Consider the following 17,716-nt stretch of genomic DNA (forward strand, 5'->3'; position numbering starts at 1 on the left):
CTTCACATGCGCGGGGTGGGGGCGGCCCGTGTGCTCGGCGAGCCCCAGGCCCCGGGCGGACGGTACGTCCGGGGCCGCACCCAGCCGGGGACCGGCGGGCGCGCCGCGTCACCGCCCTCCCCGGCCGTGCTCCGCGACCGGACGACGGCGAGCACGGCCACGGTCAGCGCGGCCAGCTCCTCGTCGGTCGGCGCGCCGCGCACCACCCGCAGCAGCGGCTCGTCCGCACCGGACGCCGGTGCCGTCACGGCCGCGCTCACAGCGGGAGGTTGCCGTGCTTGCGCGACGGCAGCGGCGCGTCCTTCGCGCGCAGCATCGCCAGCGACCGGACCAGCACCCTGCGGGTGTCGGCGGGGTCGATGACGTCGTCCACCAGGCCGCGTTCGGCGGCGTAGTAGGAGTGCATCAGCTCCTGCCGGTACTCCTTGATGCGCTGCGCGCGGGCCTCGTCCGGGTCGGGCGCGGCGGCGATCTCCCGGCGGAACACCACGTTCGCCGCGCCCTCCGCGCCCATGACCGCGATCTCGTTGGTCGGCCACGCGAACGACAGGTCGCAGCCGATGGACCGGGAGTCCATCACGATGTACGCCCCGCCGTACGCCTTGCGCAGGATCACCTGGACGCGCGGGACGGTGGCGTTGCAGTAGGCGTACAGCAGCTTCGCGCCGTGCCGGATGATGCCGCCGTACTCCTGGTCCTTGCCGGGCAGGAAGCCCGGGACGTCCACGAGGGTGACCAGCGGGATGCTGAACGCGTCGCAGAACTGGACGAACCGCGCGCCCTTCTCGCTGGCCGGGATGTCGAGCACCCCGGCCGACACCGACGGCTGGTTCGCGACGACGCCGACGACGTGGCCGTCCAGGCGGGTGAGGGCGCAGACCAGGTTGGTGGCCCAGCGCGCGTGCACCTCGAACACCTCGCCGTCGTCCACGATCTCGCGGATGACGTCCCGCACGTCGTAGGACTGCCGGGGGTTGGGCGGCACCAGGTCCAGCAGGGCGTCGCAGCTCCGGTCGGCCGGGTCGGCGGTGAACGCGACGGGCGCCAGCTCGCGGTTGTTGGACGGCAGCATCGACAGCAGGTACCGGACCTCGGCGAGGCACTCGGCCTCGTCGTCGCAGACGATCGCCGCGACCCCGGACACCGCGCCGTGCATCTCCGCGCCGCCGAGCTCCTCGTGCGTGACGCTCTCGCCGGTGACCGCGCCGACCACGTCCGGGCCGGTGATGTACATCTGCGCGGTCCCGCGGACCATGAACACGAAGTCGGTCAGCGCCGGGGAGTAGGTCGCGCCGCCCGCGCACGGCCCGAGGACCACGCTGATCTGCGGGATCACCCCGGACGCCCGGACGCTGCGGCGGAAGATCCCGCCGTAGCCGGCGAGCGCGGTGACGCCCTCCTGGATCCGCGCGCCCGCGCCGTCGTTCAGCCCGACCAGCGGCGCGCCCGCGGCCTCGGCCAGGTCCATCAGCTTGTGGATCTTGGCCGCGTGGGCCTCGCCGAGCGAGCCGCCGAACACCCGGAAGTCGTGCGCGTAGGCGAACACCGTCCGGCCGTCCACCCGGCCCCAGCCGGTGACCACGCCGTCGGTGGCGGGACGGCGGTCCTCCAGCCCGAACCCGCTCGCGCGGTGCCGCCGGAGCTGCTCGACCTCCTGGAAGGTGCCGGGGTCGAACAGCAGCTCCAGCCGCTCGCGGACGGTCAGCTTCCCCTTGGCGTGCTGCCGCCGGGTCGCCTCGGGCGACGGGCCGCGCTCGGCCTCGGCCTTCAGCTCGCGCAGCTCGGCGACGCTCGACCGCATGTCGGCCGGACTCTCCACCTCGGCGGCGGCCTCGGTGGTGGCCTCGGTGGCGGCCTCGGCCGCCGCCGCGGCGCCGGCCTTCGTCGCGGCGGCCTCCGCGGCGTCCGCGCCAGCGACCATCGTCATGCGGCTCCTCCTCACGTGGCGTGACCGGATCCCGGACGGCGTCGGCCGGGATCGCTCGATCGGGATCCACCGTCGCCGCGCCTCCCGCGCCGCACAACCCCACTGAGCACGGGTTAGGGGAGGCTAGGGGTCGCCGGCACCGGCTCCCGGAGCGGCGCGGCGGGCGCGCCGGGGCGCGCCGCCGCGCCTAGGGGGTGCTACGGGTAGCGACCGGCGCGCGGCGGGGCCGACGATCGGCCTTCAGGCGCCCGTCGCCGCACCCGCTGTTTCCCCGCTGCTCGTCCGTTCCGCTCTTCGCCCGTCCCGCTCTTCGCCTGTTCTGCTCTTCGTCTGTTCTGTTCTTCGCCCGTTCCGCGCCCTCGGGGCGCGTTCCCGTTCCGGTCACCATCCGCGCGAGGGAGGCGCTCGCCGCCATGTCGAGTGATCTTGTCCACGGCTCCGGGCCCGTCCCCGGCGCCCGGCCCGCCCACGGGGCCATCGCGATCGTCGGGGTCGCGTGCCGGCTGCCCCGGGCGGCGGACGCCGCCGCGTTCTGGGAGCTGCTGCGCGCCGGCCGGAGCGCGGTCACCGAGGTGCCGCCCGGCCGCTGGGACCCGGACGCGGTGCTGCCGGACGCGCCGGAGCGGCACCGCGCCGGGCTGCGGTACGGCGGCTTCCTCGACCGGGTGGACGGCTTCGACGCGGCGTTCTTCGGGATGTCCCCGCGCGAGGCCGTAGCGACCGACCCGCAGCAGCGGCTGTTCGCCGAGCTGGCCTGGGAGGCGCTGGAGGACGCCGGGATCGTCCCGGCCACGCTGCGCGACTCCGCGACGGGCGTGTTCGCGGGCGCGATCGCCGCGGACTACGCGGCCCTGGCGCGGCGCGGCGGCGCGATCACCCACCACTCGCTGCCGGGCCTCAACCGCGGCGTCATCGCCAACCGCGTCTCCTACGCGCTGGGCCTGCGCGGGCCGAGCCTCGCGGTCGACTCGGCGCAGTCGTCGTCGCTGGTCGCGGTGCACCTGGCCGCCGAGAGCCTGCGCCGGGGTGAGACGGCGCTCGCGCTCGCGGGCGGCGTCGCGCTGAACCTCGCGCCCGAGGGCGCGGAGATCGCCGGACGGTTCGGCGGCCTGTCCCCCGACGGCCGCTGCCACACCTTCGACGCCCGCGCCAACGGCTACGTGCGCGGCGAGGGCGGCGGCGTGGTCGTGCTGAAGCCGCTGGCCGCCGCGCTCGCCGACGGCGACCCGGTGTACGGCGTGATCCTCGGCAGCGCGGTCAACAACGACGGCGCGACGGACGGGCTGACGGTCCCGAGCGCGGAGGCTCAGGCCGCGGTGCTGCGGGCGGCGTGCGCGGACGCGGGCGTGGACCCGGCGCACGTCCCCTACGTCGAGCTGCACGGCACGGGGACGCCGACCGGCGATCCGCTGGAGGCCGCCGGGGTCGGCGCCGTGTACGGCGCGGCGCGTCCGGACGGGTCGCCGGTGCTGGTCGGCTCGGCGAAGACGAACGTCGGGCACCTGGAGGGCGCGGCGGGCATCGTCGGCCTGATCAAGACCGCGCTGAGCGTCCGGCACCGGGAGATCCCGGCGAGCCTGAACCACGAGACGCCGAACCCGCGCATCGATCCGGAGGGGCTGAACCTGCGGGTCCGGACCGAGCACGGTCCCTGGCCGGACGGCGCGCCGGTGCTGGCCGGGGTCAGCTCGTTCGGCGTCGGCGGGACGAACTGCCACGTCGTCCTCAGTGAAGGCCCTGACATCGCGACTCCGGCGCCGTCCGGGGAGGCTCCGCGCGTCCCGTGGACGGTCTCCGGCCGCACTCCGGCCGCGCTGCGCGAGCAGGCGTCCCGGCTCGCCGAGGCCGCCGCGCGGCACGACGCCTACGACACCGCCTGGTCGCTGGCCACGACGCGCACGCACTTCGAGCGGCGGGCGGTCGTGCTCGGCCCCGACCACGCCGCGCAACTGGCCGCCCTCCGCGCCGGCGACGAGGTGCCCGGCCTGGTCACCGGCGTCGTCCGGGACCGCGGCAAGACCGTGTTCGTCTTTCCCGGCCAGGGCTCGCAGTGGCCGGAGATGGCGCGCGAGCTGCTGGCCACCTCGCCGGTCTTCCGCGCGTCGGTCGAGGCGTGCGACGCCGCGCTCGTCCCGCACACCGGCTGGTCGCTGACCGCGCTGCTCGAAGGCGGCCCGGACGCACCGTCGCCGGACCGCGCGGACGTCGTCCAGCCCGCGCTGTTCGCGATGATGGTGTCGCTGGCGCGGGTCTGGGAGTCGCTGGGCGTCCGCCCGGACGCGGTGGTCGGGCACTCGCAGGGCGAGATCGCCGCCGCGCACGTCGCGGGCGCGCTCGGCCTGGCGGACGCGGCGCGCATCGTCGCGCTCCGCAGCCGGACGATCATGGCGCTGGCGGGGACCGGCGCGATGGCCTCGGTGCCGCTGCCCGCCGGCCGGGTGGCGGAGCTGATCGCGCCGCACGGCGAGCGGCTGAGCGTCGCGGCCGTCAACGGCCCGGCCACGACCGTCGTCGCCGGGACGCCCGAGGCGATCGCCGCGCTCGTCGCCGCGTGTGAGGCGGACGGCGTCCGCGCCAAGGCCGTCCCGGCCGTGGACTTCGCGTCGCACTCGCCCGCCGTCGAGGCCGTCCGGGACGAGCTGATCGACCGGCTCGCCGGCGTCACGCCGCTGCCGTCCGAGGTGGCGTTCTACTCGACGGTCACCGGCACGGCCGTGGACACGACGACCCTGGACGCCGGGTACTGGTACGCCAACCTGCGCGAACCGGTGCTGTTCGAGCCGACCGTCCGGGCGCTCGCGGACGCGGGGTTCGGCACGTTCGTGGAGTCGAGCCCGCATCCGGTGCTCGCCCTCGGACTCGGCCAGACCCTGCCGGACGCGCTGGTCGTCGGTTCGCTGCGGCGGCGCGAGGAGTCCTGGCCCGCGCTGCACACCGCCCTCGCGCACCTGCACGTCAACGGCGTGGACGTGGACTGGACGGGGCTGTTCACGGCCCGTCCGCCGCGCCGGGTGCCGCTGCCGACGTACGCGTTCCAGCGCGAGAGCTACTGGCCGGACGTGTCGTCCGAGTACGAGTCCGTCGCTCCGCGCGTCGAGGTCGGGACCGTCCAGGAGACCGTCTCGGACGGCGGCCTCTCGGACAGCGGCCTCACTTGGGCCGAACGGATCGCGGCGCTTCCGGAGGACGAGCGGCGGCGCGGGGCGCGTGAGCTGGTGCGGCTGCGGACGGCGATCGTCCTCGGCCACCTCAGCGCCGACACCGTGGACGCCGACCGGGCGTTCCGCGACCTCGGCATGGACTCGTCGATGGCCGTCCAGCTACGCGACCGCCTCGCCGACGCGACCGGCCTCCACCTGCCCGACACGCTCGTCTACGACCACCCGAGCCCCGAGGCGCTGGCCCTCCGGCTGTGCGAGCTTGCCGTGTCGTCCGGTCCGAGCGCCACCACCGCCGTCTCCCCCGTCGCGGACGCGTCCGATCCGATCGTCATCGTCGGCATGGCGTGCCGCTATCCCGGCGGCGCGCGCTCGCCGGAGGACCTGTGGCGGCTCGTCGCCGACGGCGCGGACGTCGTCGGCGGCTTCCCCGAGGACCGCGGCTGGGACCTGGACGCCCTCTACTCGCCCGAGCCCGGCGTCCCCGGCCGCACCTACACGCGCCGCGGCGGCTTCCTGGACGGCGCCGCCGACTTCGACGCGGAGTTCTTCGGCCTGAACCCGCGCGAGGCGGCGGCCATGGACCCGCAGCAGCGGATGCTGCTGACAGTCGCGTGGGAGGCGTTCGAGCGCGCCGGGATCGACCCGTCCGGCCTGCGCGGCAGCGCCACCGGCGTGTTCGTCGGCGCGATGGCGCAGGAGTACGGGCCGCGCCTGTCCGACGGCGGCGACGGCCTCGGCGGCTACCTGCTCACGGGCAACACCGTCAGCGTCGCGTCCGGGCGGATCTCGTACGCGTTCGGGCTGGAGGGCCCGGCCGTCACGATCGACACCGCCTGCTCGTCGTCGCTGGTGGCGCTGCACCAGGCGGCGCAGGCGCTGCGGAGCGGCGAGTGCTCGCTGGCACTGGCGGGCGGTGTGACCGTGATGTCCACGCCGGGCATGTTCGTGGAGTTCGCCCAGCAGCGCGGGCTGTCGCCGGACGGCCGCTGCAAGTCGTTCTCCGCCTCGGCGGACGGCACCGGCTGGTCCGAGGGCGCGGGCCTGCTGCTGCTCGAACGCCTCTCGGACGCGCAGCGCAACGGCCACCGCGTGCTCGCGGTCGTGCGCGGCTCCGCGATCAACCAGGACGGGGCCTCCAACGGGCTGACCGCGCCGAACGGGCCGTCCCAGGAACGCGTCATCCGCCAGGCCCTCGCCAACGCCGGCCTTTCGGGGACGGACGTCGATGCGGTCGAGGCGCACGGCACGGGCACGACGCTCGGCGACCCGATCGAGGCGCAGGCGCTGCTCGCCACCTACGGGCAGGAGCGCTCCGAGCCGCTGCGGCTCGGCTCGATCAAGTCCAACATCGGGCACACGCAGGCCGCGGCAGGCGTCGCGGGGATCATCAAGATGGTCGAGGCGATGCGGCACGGCGTCCTGCCGCGCACCCTGCACCTCGACGAGCCGTCGCCGCGCGTGGACTGGACGTCCGGGCACGTCACGCTCCTCGCCGAGGCCGAGCCCTGGCCGGAGACGGAAACGGGGACGGGGACGGACCGTCCGCGCCGGGCGGCCGTCTCGTCCTTCGGGATCTCGGGGACGAACGCGCACGTCATCATCGAGGAATCCGCCCAGCCGGTCACGCCTGATGAGCCGCGGTGGGACGGGCCCGTCCCGTGGACGCTCTCCGCGAAGACGCCCGACGCGCTGCGCGATCAGGCGCGGCGGCTCGTCGATCACGTGAAGTCGCGGCCTGGGCTGCACGCGGCGGACGTGGCGCATTCTCTGGACGTGTCGCGCGCCTCCTTCGAGCACCGCGCGACGGTGGTGGGCGCGTCCCGTGAAGAGCTGCTCGACGGCCTCGCGGCGCTGGCCCAGGACGTGCCGTCCCCGGCGGTCGTGCGCGGGAGCTCGTCCGGCGATGTCGCCTTCGTCTACACCGGCCAGGGATCGCAGCGGTCCGGCATGGGACGCGAGCTGTACGAGGCGTTCCCCGCGTTCGCCGCCGCGCTGGACGAGGTGTGCGAGCACATCGACCTGCCCGTCAAGCAGATCATGTTCGCCCCGGACGACGCGCGGATCAACGACACCCTCTACACGCAGACCACGCTGTTCGCGCTCCAGACCGCGCTGACCCGGCTGCTGGCCGGCTTCGGCGTCACGCCGACGCACCTGATCGGGCACTCGATCGGCGAGATCGCCGCCGCGCACGCCGCCGGGATCCTGACGCTGCCGGACGCGGCGCGGCTGATCACGGCACGCGCGTCGCTCATGCAGGAGCTGCCGTCCGGCGGAGCGATGATCGCCGTCCGGGCGTCCGAGGCGGAGGTCGCGCCGCGGCTGACCGCGCGGGTCTCGATCGCGGCGGTCAACGGCCCGGACTCGGTCGTCCTGTCGGGTGCGGAGGACGAGGTCACCGCGATCGCGGACTCGTTCGCGGCCGAGGGACGGCGCGTCCGCCGCCTGACGGTCTCGCACGCGTTCCACTCGCCGCTGATGGACCCGATGCTGGACGCCTTCCGCTCGCGGATCGAGGACCTCGACTACCGCGCGCCCGGCATCCCGCTCGTCTCGACGCTCGTTGAGGACGGGGCGTTCGACGCGGCCTACTGGACGGACCACGTCCGCGGCACGGTCCGGTTCCACGACGGCCTGGCGGCGCTCGGCGAGCTCGGCGTCACCTCGTTCATCGAGATCGGACCGGACGCGGTCCTGACCGCGCTCGTGCGGACGGCGCTGCCCGAGGTGGACGCCGTGTCCGTGCTGCGCCGCGACCGTTCGGAGCGGCTCGCCCTGGTCGGCGCGCTCGCGCACCGGGCCGAGGCCGACTGGACGCCGCTCCTCTCGGACGCGCGCGTCGTCGACCTGCCGACCTACGCGTTCCAGACGCGGCGCTTCTGGCTGGACACGCCGTCGTCGGCGGCGTCGGCGGCGGGCCTGGGCCTGGACGCCGCCGGGCATCCGCTGCTCGCGGCCGTCAACGACCTCCCGGACGGCGGGCGCCTGTTCACCGGCCGTCTGGCCGCGTCCACGCACGGCTGGCTGGGCGATCACGTCGTCCTCGGGAAGGCCCTGCTGCCCGGGACCGCGTTCGTGGAGCTCGCACTCCACGCGGCGGGCGCGGACGGCGAGGTGTCCGAGCTGACGCTCCACGCGCCGCTGCCGATCCCGGCGCGTGGCGGCGTCCGGGTGCAGGTCGCGGTCGGTGCGGAGGAGTCGGGCCGTCGCGAGCTGACCGTCCACTCCCGTCCGGACGGCTCGGAAGAGGGCTGGACGCACCACGCGACCGGCACGTTGGTCCGCCGACGGACGGTCTCCGGCGAGTCGCTCGGCGTGTGGCCTCCGGCCGACGCCGTCGAGGTCGATCTGGCCGACGCCTACGAACTGCTCGCCGATCGCGGTTACGAGTACGGGCCGGTGTTCCGGGGCCTGCGGGCCTTGTGGCGACGCGGCGACGAGCTGTTCGCCGAAGCGCACGGATCGCAGGCGGACGGCGCGTTCGGGCTCCACCCGGCGCTGCTCGACGCCGCGCTGCACGCGCTCCTCCTGGACGAGGAGCCGGACGCGCCCGTGCGCGTCCCGTTCTCCTGGCGGGACGTCCGTTTGGAGACGTCCGGGGCGACGGTGCTGCGGGCGCGGCTCACCCGGACCGGCCCCGATTCCGTGGCCCTTCGCGCTTTCGACGCGTCCGGCACGCCCGTGATGTCGATCGGGTCGCTGACGATGCTGCCCGTCGCGTCCGAGCAGCAGCCGGACGCGTTGTTCGAGGTCACCTGGCCCGAGGTCGAGATCGAGAGCGGCGCGCCCGAGGCGATGGTCCTGACGCCGACCTCGCTGCACGACGCGCTGACCTCCGTGCAGACCTGGCTGGCGGACGACCGGTTCGCCGACCGCCGCCTGGCCGTCGTCACGCACCGGGCGGTCGCCGTCTCCGGCGACGACGACATCGACACCGGCCTCGCGCCGGTCTGGGGACTGCTGCGCTCGGCGCAGTCGGAGAACCCGGACCGGATCGTCCTGATCGACGTGGACGGCACCGACGCTTCGGCCGAGGCGCTGCCGGCCGTCCTGGCCGGGAACGAGCCGCAACTGGCGCTGCGCGACGGCCGCGTCCACGCACCGCGCCTGGCGCGCGTCGAGGCGTCGCCGACTCGGCGCACGCTCGACGGCACCGTCCTGATCACCGGTGGGACGGGAGCGCTGGGCGCGCTCGTCGCGCGGCATCTGGTGGAGACCCGCGGCGTCCGGAACCTGCTGCTCGTCAGCCGCCGCGGCCCGGCCGCCGCCGGCGCGGCCGAGCTGGAAGCCGGCCTGACCGCGCTCGGCGCGTCCGTCCGGATCGCCGCCTGCGACGCCGCCGACCGGCCCGCGCTCGCCGCGCTGCTCGCGTCGGTTCCGGCGGCGCATCCGCTGACCGCCGTCGTGCACACGGCCGGGATCCTGGACGACGGTCTGCTCGCGTTCCTCACGCCCGAGCGGCTGGACGCGGTCCTGCGGGCCAAGGCCGACGCCGCGCTCAACCTGCACGAACTGACCCGCGACCTGTCGGCGTTCGTCCTGTTCTCCTCGATCGCCGGGATCGTCGGGAGCCCGGGCCAGGCGAACTACGCCGCCGCGAACGTCGCGCTCGACGCGCTCGCGGCACGGCGGCGCGCGGAAGGACTGCCCGCCACGTCCATCGCCTGGGGCCTGTGGGACGAGGTCGGCGGCATGGCCGCCGGTCTCACCGACGCCGAACGCGCCCGCTGGGCCCGCGCGGGCATCCTGCCGATCTCCGCCGAGCTGGGCCTGTCGCTGCTGGACGCCGCGCTGGCGGACGACCGTCCGTGCGTCGTCGCGACGCGCCTGGACGTGGCCGCGCTGCGCGCCGAGGCCCGCGCCGGGACGATGCCGCCGCTGTTCCGCGGCCTCGTGCGCGTCCCGACCGGGAAGGCCGCGGCCGACACCGCGGACGTACCCGGGCTGGTGCGGTCGGCGGTCGCGGCCGTCCTCGGCCACGGTTCGCCGGACGGCCTGGACGTCGCCCGTTCGTTCCGCGATCTCGGCTTCGACTCGCTGACGGCCGTCGAGCTGCGCAACCACCTCAACGGCGCGACCGGCCTCCGCCTCCCCACGACGTTGATCTTCGACTACCCGAACCCGGCGGCGCTGGCCTCGCACATCGAGTCCGAACTGTCCGGGACACGGCAGCCGACGGCCGACGCCGTCGTCGCGCACCGCGCCGCCGGGGACGACGACCCGATCGTGATCGTCGGAATGGCGTGCCGCTACCCCGGCGGCGCGCGGTCCCCGGAGGACCTGTGGCGCCTCGTCGCGGACGGCACGGACGCGATCTCCGGCTTCCCCGCCGACCGGGGCTGGAACGTCGAGGAACTGTACGACCCCGACCCGGAACGCACCGGAACCTCGTACGCGCGCGAAGGCGGCTTCCTGCACGACGCCGCCGGCTTCGACCCGGCGTTCTTCGGCATCTCGCCCCGCGAGGCCCTCACGATCGACCCGCAGCAGCGACTGCTGCTCGAAGTCGCCTGGGAGGCGTTCGAGCGCGCCGGGATCGACCCGTCCGGCCTGCGCGGCAGCCGCACGGGCGTGTTCACCGGGATCATGTACGACGACTACGGCGCGCGGCTCCGCCCGAACGCCCCGACCGGCTTCGAGGGGTATGTCGGGAACGGAAGCATGCCGAGCATCGCGTCCGGGCGCGTCTCCTACACGTTCGGGCTGGAAGGCCCCGCGGTCACGATCGACACGGCGTGCTCGTCGTCCCTGGTCGCGCTGCACCTGGCGTCCCAGGCGCTGCGCAACGGCGAGTGCACGCTCGCGCTCGCGGGCGGCGCGACGGTGATGGCGACCCCGGCCACGTTCGTCGAGTTCTCGCGCCAGCGGGGCCTGTCGCCGGACGGCCGCTGCAAGTCGTTCTCCTCTGCGGCCGACGGGACCGGCTGGTCCGAGGGAACCGGGCTGCTGCTGCTCGAACGCCTCTCGGACGCGCGCCGCAACGGGCACCGCGTGCTCGCGGTCGTGCGCGGCTCCGCGATCAACCAGGACGGCGCGTCCAACGGCCTGACCGCACCGAACGGGCCGTCCCAGGAACGCGTCATCCGCCAGGCCCTGGCGAACGCGGGCCTGTCCCCGTCGGACGTCGATGCCGTCGAGGCCCACGGCACCGGCACCACCCTCGGCGACCCGATCGAGGCCCACGCCCTGCTCGCCACCTACGGCCAGGACCGCTCCGAGCCGCTGCGGCTCGGCTCGATCAAGTCCAACATCGGGCACACGCAGGCCGCCGCCGGAGTCGCCGGGATCATCAAGATGGTCCAGTCGATGCGGCACGGCCTGCTCCCCCGGACGCTGCACGTGGACGAGCCGTCCCCGCACATCGACTGGGACGCGGGCCGCGTCGAACTCCTCCGCGACCCGGCGCCGTGGCCCGCGACCGGCCGTCCGCGCCGGGCCGCCGTCTCGTCCTTCGGAATCAGCGGCACCAACGCCCACGTCATCATCGAACAGCCCCCGACACTGGACGCCGCGCCGTCCGCCGAGCCCAGCGGCCCCATCCCGTGGGTTCTCTCAGGCCAGTCGGACGAGGCACTCCAGGACCAGGCCCGCCGCCTGCTCGACCACGTGACCGAACACCCGGACCTGAACCCGGCCGACATCGCCCACTCCCTCGCCACGACCCGCGCGAAGTTCGACCACCGCGCCGCCGTCGTCGGCGCCGACCGGGACGTCCTGCTGGCCGGGCTGGCCGCCCTGTCGCAAGGCGCGACGTCACCCGCCGCCGTCCGGGGCGAGGCGTCCTCGGACGGCAAGGTCGCGTTCCTCTACACGGGCCAGGGCTCGCAGCGGCCCGGCATGGGCCGTGAACTGTACGAGACGTTCCCGGTCTTCGCCGAGGCGCTGGACGAGATCTGCGAGCACTTCGACCTGCCCGTCAAGCAGGTCATGTTCGACACCGCCGGCACGGAGATCAACGACACCCTCTACACGCAGACGACCCTGTTCGCCTTCCAGGCGGCGCTGACCCGCCTGCTCGCGTCCTTCGGGATCACGCCGACGCATCTCATCGGCCACTCGATCGGCGAGATCGCCGCCGCCCACACCGCGGGAGCCCTCTCCCTCCCGGACGCCGCGCGCCTGGTCGCCGCTCGCGCGCGGCTCATGCAGGACCTCCCGTCCGGCGGCGCGATGATCGCCGTCCAGGCCGCGCCAGAAGCCGTCGTCCCGCAGCTCCTCCCCCGCGTCTCCATCGCCGCGGTCAACGGCGCGACCTCGACCGTCATCTCCGGCGACGCCGCCGAAGCCGAGCAGATAGCCCGCCACTTCGCCGACCAGGGCGTCAAGACCCGACGCCTGACCGTGAGCCACGCCTTCCACTCCCCGCTGATGGACCCGATCCTGGAGCCGTTCCGGGAGCAGGCGTCCACCCTCGCCTACCGCCCCGCCGAGATCCCGCTGATCTCGAACCTCACCGGCCTTCCGCAGACCGAGCCCATGAGCGCCGGCTACTGGACGGACCACATCCGAGGCACCGTCCGCTTCCACGAGGGCATCGGCGCCCTGGCCGCCGAGGGCGTCACCACGTTCATCGAGATCGGCCCGGACGCCATCCTCACGTCCCTCACGCAATCGGCCCTCCCCGAAGCGGCCGTCATCCCGACCCAACGCCGCGACCGCCCCGAGCGCCTGACCCTCATCAGATCCGTCGCCCAAGCCGAAACGCACGGCGCCACCGCCACCTGGACGCCGCTCCTTGGCGACGCCCAGACCATCGACCTTCCGACCTACGCGTTCCAGCGCCGCCGCTACTGGCTGGACGCCCCGGACGCGTCGGGCAGCCCGTCCGGGCTGGGCCTGGAACCCGCCGCCCACCCGATGCTGTCCACGGCGACGGAACTCCCCGACGGCACCCACCTGTTCACCGGCCGCCTGACCCAGACCGCCCACCCCTGGCTGAACGACCACGTGGTCATGGGCACGGTCATCCTCCCCGCAACGGCCCTGGTGGAACTCGCCCTCCATGCCGCCCAAACGGTAGCCCTCGACGAACTGGCGGAGCTGGTCCTGAACGCCCCCGTGACCTTCGGCTCGGAAGGCGCCGCCCTCCTCCAACTCGTCATCACCCCGGAGGACGAGACCGGAGCCCGCACCCTCACGATCCGCTCCCGCTCCACCGAAGACCACTCCTGGACCGAGAACGCCACCGGCACCCTGACCCGCTCCCCAACCCCCACCCTCGTCTAAGCGCGCACGACAAGGGACGCCCCGCCGCACGAACCGGCGGGGCGCCCCGCGACGTCCGTCGCTCGCGCTTGGTCTAGGCGTCGATGCGATGGTCCTCGGTGTCCAGCCAGACGTACTGGCCCTCGCCGGTGACGGTCAGGCCCCATCGGTCCGCGGTGGGACGATCGAGCCGGTCCCACCATCGGCAGGCGTCCTCAACTTCCTGCCACAAGTCGCGCTCGCCCGACTGGCGGACCGGAAACTTCTCCGCGCCCGGTTCCACGTCCAGGGCGGCCCACGAACCCGACCAGGGATCGACCAGCCAGGCCGTGTAGGCCCTGTCGTCGTGGAACTCGACGACCAACTTGCAGTGCGGCACCCTCAGCCCGATCGCGAGGGACGCGTCGTACTCCCCGAGCACCGGCGAGGGGTGCGTCCGGGTGAACGAGTGCCGCGCCCCGTCCGCCTCACGCACATCGCGGACCAGTGAGGCGCGTTTCCCGCGCTGGTCCCGCAGCCGCATGAACGCCACGTTGTCCACGATCCGGCCCCGCATGACCGCGTCCCGTCCCACCGTTAACGACACCAGCGCCCCGTTGTGGAAGTCGGTGGCCCACGGCACCAGCACCCGGCCGCCCGGCCGCGTCTGCTCCGCCCACGCGTGCGGGACCCGGCCGGCCGCCACCGTGGCGATCACCCGGTCGAACGGCGCGCGGTCCGGGTGCCCCGACGCGCCGTCCCCGACATCGACCGTGACGCGATACCCCTCCCGCCGCAGCACGCGACGGGCGCGCTCGCCCAGCGCCGGGTCGATCTCCACCGAGGTCACCCTGTCCGGCCCCAGCCGTTCGGCCAGCAGCGCGGCGTTCCAACCGGTGCCCGTGCCGATCTCCAGGACGTCCATGCCCGGCTCGACCTCCAACGCCACGAGCATCCGAGCCACCACCCCGGGCTGACTGGCCGAGCTGGTGACCTGGTGACCGGCCCGTCCCGGCCCGGCCGGGACACCGTCGTCCACCTGCGTGATCACCGCCTCGTCGCCGTAGCACAACGCCAGCCACGCGGCTTCGTCGTCGGCCCGGTCCACCGGCTCCAGCAGGTCGCCGTCCTCCACCCACACGGTGTCGGGGATGAACCGATGCCGAGGCACCGCCTCGAACACCGCACGCCACTCCGGGGTGAGCACTCCCGATGCGGTGAGCTCGGCGACCAGCCGCGCCGACAACCCCTCGGGATCGGTCACCTACTTGCTCTTTTCATGCCGACCACCACCAGGAGGATCCTTGGGCTCCTTGGGCGGCACCGGCCTGTCCCACTGCCCGTCCTTCTCCTTCTCGTCATCATGCTTGCCCACGGCGAGCTCCCTTTCTGCCGTCCACGCGGCGCGCGCTCCGGTTGCGACGGTAACGTTCAGCGCTCCTTCCGACACGCTAGGTTCGCAGCGCCCTCAAACTCCAGCGTTGTGGCGAAGTGTGGCGAGCAGGTTCGCTCGGCACGTCGATCGCGCGAGCGATCAGGGTCGGACGGATGCCTTATAGACGGGGTTATTTTTCGGAGGCCGTCGCCCGGCTCGGGACGCTACCGGAGCCCGCGCTGCGAGTTCTGGGCGCTGGGCTCGCCGAGGCGTTGCAGGCCGTCCACGCGGTGGGGCTGGTGCATGGCGACCTCAAGCCGGCGAACATCCTGCCGGCCGAGGACGGTCCGAAGGTCATCGACTTCGGGATCACCAAGGCGCTCGACGCGTCGCGGCTGACCGGCACCGGGGGCGTGGTCGGGACGCCGGCGTTCATGGCGCCCGAGCAGATCAGCGGCGGGACGGTGGGGACGGCGGCCGACGTGTTCGCGCTGGGCGGCGTCCTCGTCCACGCGGCCACCGGGTTCGGACCGTTCAGCAAGGGGGATTCGGCGTCCCTGCTGTACCGGGTGATGTACGAGGAGCCTCAGCTGGAGGGCGTGCCGGCGTCGCTGCGGGCGCTCGTGGCCGCCTGCCTGGACAAGGATCCGGCGAAGCGGCCCGGTCTGGCGGTGGTCCTGGAGTCGCTCGCGCCGGGTGATCCGGCGGCGCTGGTGTCGGCGGCGCTGGTGTCGGCGGCGCTCCGGCGCGAGGTCGCGGCGCGGGAGCAGGAGGCCACGGCTCTGGCCAGCATGCCGGTGACCCCGCCGACACCGAACTGCAGGGCGTCCGGGGCGGCGGCCTCATCGCCCTCGCCGACCGCGACGACGCCACGACCCACTACGCCACCGCTTACGCCCTCGACATCCACCGCCTACGCCCTCGACATCGCGACCGGCGCGGTCCGCTGGAGCCGTCCCTACGTCACCGCGGACCTCAGCCTGCACGGCGGCGACATCGCCCTGGCCGGACGCCCCGGCAACGGGATCGAGGCGCTGTCCGTCACCACCGGCAAGACGCTCTGGGGAGCCGAAGTGCCGGACGACTACAGCACCGGCGCCCCCTGGGTCACCGTGGCGAACGGCACGGTCTACCTGGCCGGGACGAGGCTCGACGCCTGGGACGCCACCACCGGCGAGCACCGGTGGTCCTTCACGCCGTCCGCGTCCCGGAACCGCGACCGCACCCTCATCGTGAACGGCAGGCGCGCCTACACCCTGGACAACCGCAAGCTCGTCGCGCTCGACGCCCGCACCGGACGCCGCCTCTGGACGGCCGACACCCCCGCCGCGGACAACGCGCCGCTGCTGGCCCTCAACGGCCTGGTCTGCACCGCCGTCTCGGGAACGGCCGACCCCGGCCTCTACTGCTGGGACGAGCGGACCGGGAAGCTGCTCTGGAGCCACCCACTGGCCTCGTCCTCCGGCGACGACCAGTGGCTCCTCACGAACGCCGGAACGTTCCTGGTGCCCTGTCGGGCCCCACTCTCGCCGCCTTCCACGTCCCGCGCCGCTGACGCCTACCTGGCGAGGGCGGGGAGCTTCAGGCGGCCGGTGTTGTAGTCGGCGACGAGTTCCCGGACGGTCTCGCGGGCGCAGGTCTTGTTGGTGCCGATGAAGCCGGTCGGGCCGCGCTTGATCCAGCCGGTGACGTAGGCGCCGGGCACGGGTTCGCCGGTGGCGTCCAGGACTCGGCCGCGGTCGTTGGGGACTACGGCGCGGTCGGCGTCGAAAGGCAGGTCCGGCAGCGGGCGGGCCCGGTAGCCGATGGACGACAGGATCAGGCCCGCCTTCAGGTGCTCGGTCTCGCCGGTGGGGACGGTGCGGCCGGTCTCCGGGTCGAGGGCGTTGCGGGTGAAGGTGACACCCGTGTCGGTGATCTCGCTCGGGGCGAGGAGGTAGCGGAGGATGACGCGCCTTCCGGCCGTGGGTTCGGACGGCAGGGCGCGGATCGTGCGGTGCTTCAGGGACGACTCGTCCAGGCCCACGAGGTCGGCGGGCGGGACGACGACATCAGCGGCGGCGGTCAGGCCGACGAGTTCGGCCAGGGTGAAGGCCGAGTGGGCGGGGCCGCGGCGGCCGACCACGACGACCTCCTCGATCGCGCTCGTCCGGAGCGCTTCGAGGGCCGTGCGGGAGATCGTCGTGGACGCCAGCGAGTCCGGCGGGGACGTGAGGATGCGCGCCACGTCGAGGGCCACGTTGCCGTTGCCGATGATCACGGCGCGGGGGTGGGAGAGGTCGTACTCGTGGTGGGCGTGGTCGGGATGGCCGTTGTACCAGGCCACGAACTCGGTCGCCGTGGCGGTGCCGGACGCGCCCGGCACGTCCAGGCGGCGGTCGGACGAGGCGCCCGTCGCGTAGAGGACGGCGTGGTGGTCGCGCAGGAGGTCGGCGTGCGTGACGTCCTTGCCGATCTCGACGCCGAGATGGAGGTGGAAGCCGTCCTGGCGGGAGATGCGGTCGAAGACGTCGGTGACCCGGCGGGTCTCGGCGTGGTCGGGGGCGACGCCCGTCCGGGCCAGGCCGTAGGGCGTGGTCAGCCGCTCGTAGACGTCCACGCGCGCGCCCGGAATGGTCAGCAGCTCGTCCGCCGCGTACATCGCGGACGGCCCGGAGCCCACGATCGCCACGCGCAGGGACTCGCGGGACGCGACCTGGAGCGGCTTCTCGTGCGGCGCGAGGATCGTGCGGCGCCGCCGCCCGTCCTTGTAGAAGTCGGCGTTGATCTCCAGGAACGGGAGCTGGGCGTCGCCGAGCGCCCCCGCCGGCTTGATCGCGCCGACCGGGCACGCGTTCACGCAGGCCCCGCAGTCCACGCAGGCCGCGGGGTCGATGTAGAGCATCTCCGCGGTGCCGAAGTCGGGCTCGTCCGGGGTGGGGTGGATGCAGTTCACCGGGCACGCGTGGACGCACGAGGCGTCGTTGCAGCAGGACTGCGTGACGACGTGGGGCATGGGGGATCTTTCCGGGTCGGGCGGCGCCGGGGCGTCAGGCGGCGGTGGGGCGTCAGGCGGCGGTGGGGCGTCAG

At 74.2% G+C, this 17,716-nt stretch carries 6 protein-coding genes; 2 read left to right on the forward strand and 4 right to left on the reverse strand.

Translation table 11 applies throughout. The features are described 5' to 3' along the window. Positions 1 to 2: 2 nt before the first annotated feature. Together ACFPCY_RS09650 and ACFPCY_RS09655 are read right to left on the reverse strand one after the other, a co-directional pair. Positions 3 to 260, reverse strand: coding sequence for an acyl-CoA carboxylase subunit epsilon (locus ACFPCY_RS09650; protein ID WP_378253445.1), 258 nt, complete (start codon positions 258 to 260; stop codon positions 3 to 5). Beyond that, a complete protein-coding gene (locus ACFPCY_RS09655; protein ID WP_378253780.1) occupies positions 257 to 1,801 on the reverse strand; it encodes an acyl-CoA carboxylase subunit beta in 1,545 nt (514 codons plus the stop codon). The genes ACFPCY_RS09650 and ACFPCY_RS09655 overlap by 4 nt, the downstream gene beginning before the upstream one ends. A 539-nt stretch (positions 1,802 to 2,340) precedes the next feature. On the opposite strand from ACFPCY_RS09655, the gene ACFPCY_RS09660 reads away from it, so the two are divergent. Further along, positions 2,341 to 13,314 carry an SDR family NAD(P)-dependent oxidoreductase gene (locus ACFPCY_RS09660; protein ID WP_378253447.1) on the forward strand — a complete coding sequence of 3,658 codons (10,974 nt, stop codon included), beginning with the start codon at positions 2,341 to 2,343 and terminating at the stop codon, positions 13,312 to 13,314. Positions 13,315 to 13,387: 73 nt separating this feature from the next. On the opposite strand, the gene ACFPCY_RS09665 is transcribed toward ACFPCY_RS09660, so the two are convergent. Then, complete coding sequence (locus ACFPCY_RS09665; RefSeq protein ID WP_378253449.1) at positions 13,388 to 14,536, reverse strand: methyltransferase domain-containing protein; 1,149 nt, start codon at positions 14,534 to 14,536, stop codon at positions 13,388 to 13,390. 284 nt (positions 14,537 to 14,820) lie between these two features. Here ACFPCY_RS09665 and ACFPCY_RS09670 point away from each other — a divergent pair, with 284 nt between their 5' ends. Next, positions 14,821 to 16,248 carry a protein kinase domain-containing protein gene (locus ACFPCY_RS09670; protein WP_378253451.1) on the forward strand — a complete coding sequence of 476 codons (1,428 nt, stop codon included), beginning with the start codon at positions 14,821 to 14,823 and terminating at the stop codon, positions 16,246 to 16,248. Here the strand turns inward: ACFPCY_RS09670 and ACFPCY_RS09675 are convergent. Further along, complete coding sequence (locus ACFPCY_RS09675) at positions 16,206 to 17,642, reverse strand: FAD-dependent oxidoreductase (protein ID WP_378253453.1); 1,437 nt, start codon at positions 17,640 to 17,642, stop codon at positions 16,206 to 16,208. The two genes, ACFPCY_RS09670 and ACFPCY_RS09675, sit on opposite strands and share 43 nt — an antisense overlap. Between the last annotated feature and the right edge of the window lie 74 nt (positions 17,643 to 17,716).

Origin of the sequence: Actinomadura gamaensis, assembly GCF_042652125.1 — a bacterium.
Lineage (GTDB): Bacteria > Actinomycetota > Actinomycetes > Streptosporangiales > Streptosporangiaceae > Spirillospora > Spirillospora gamaensis.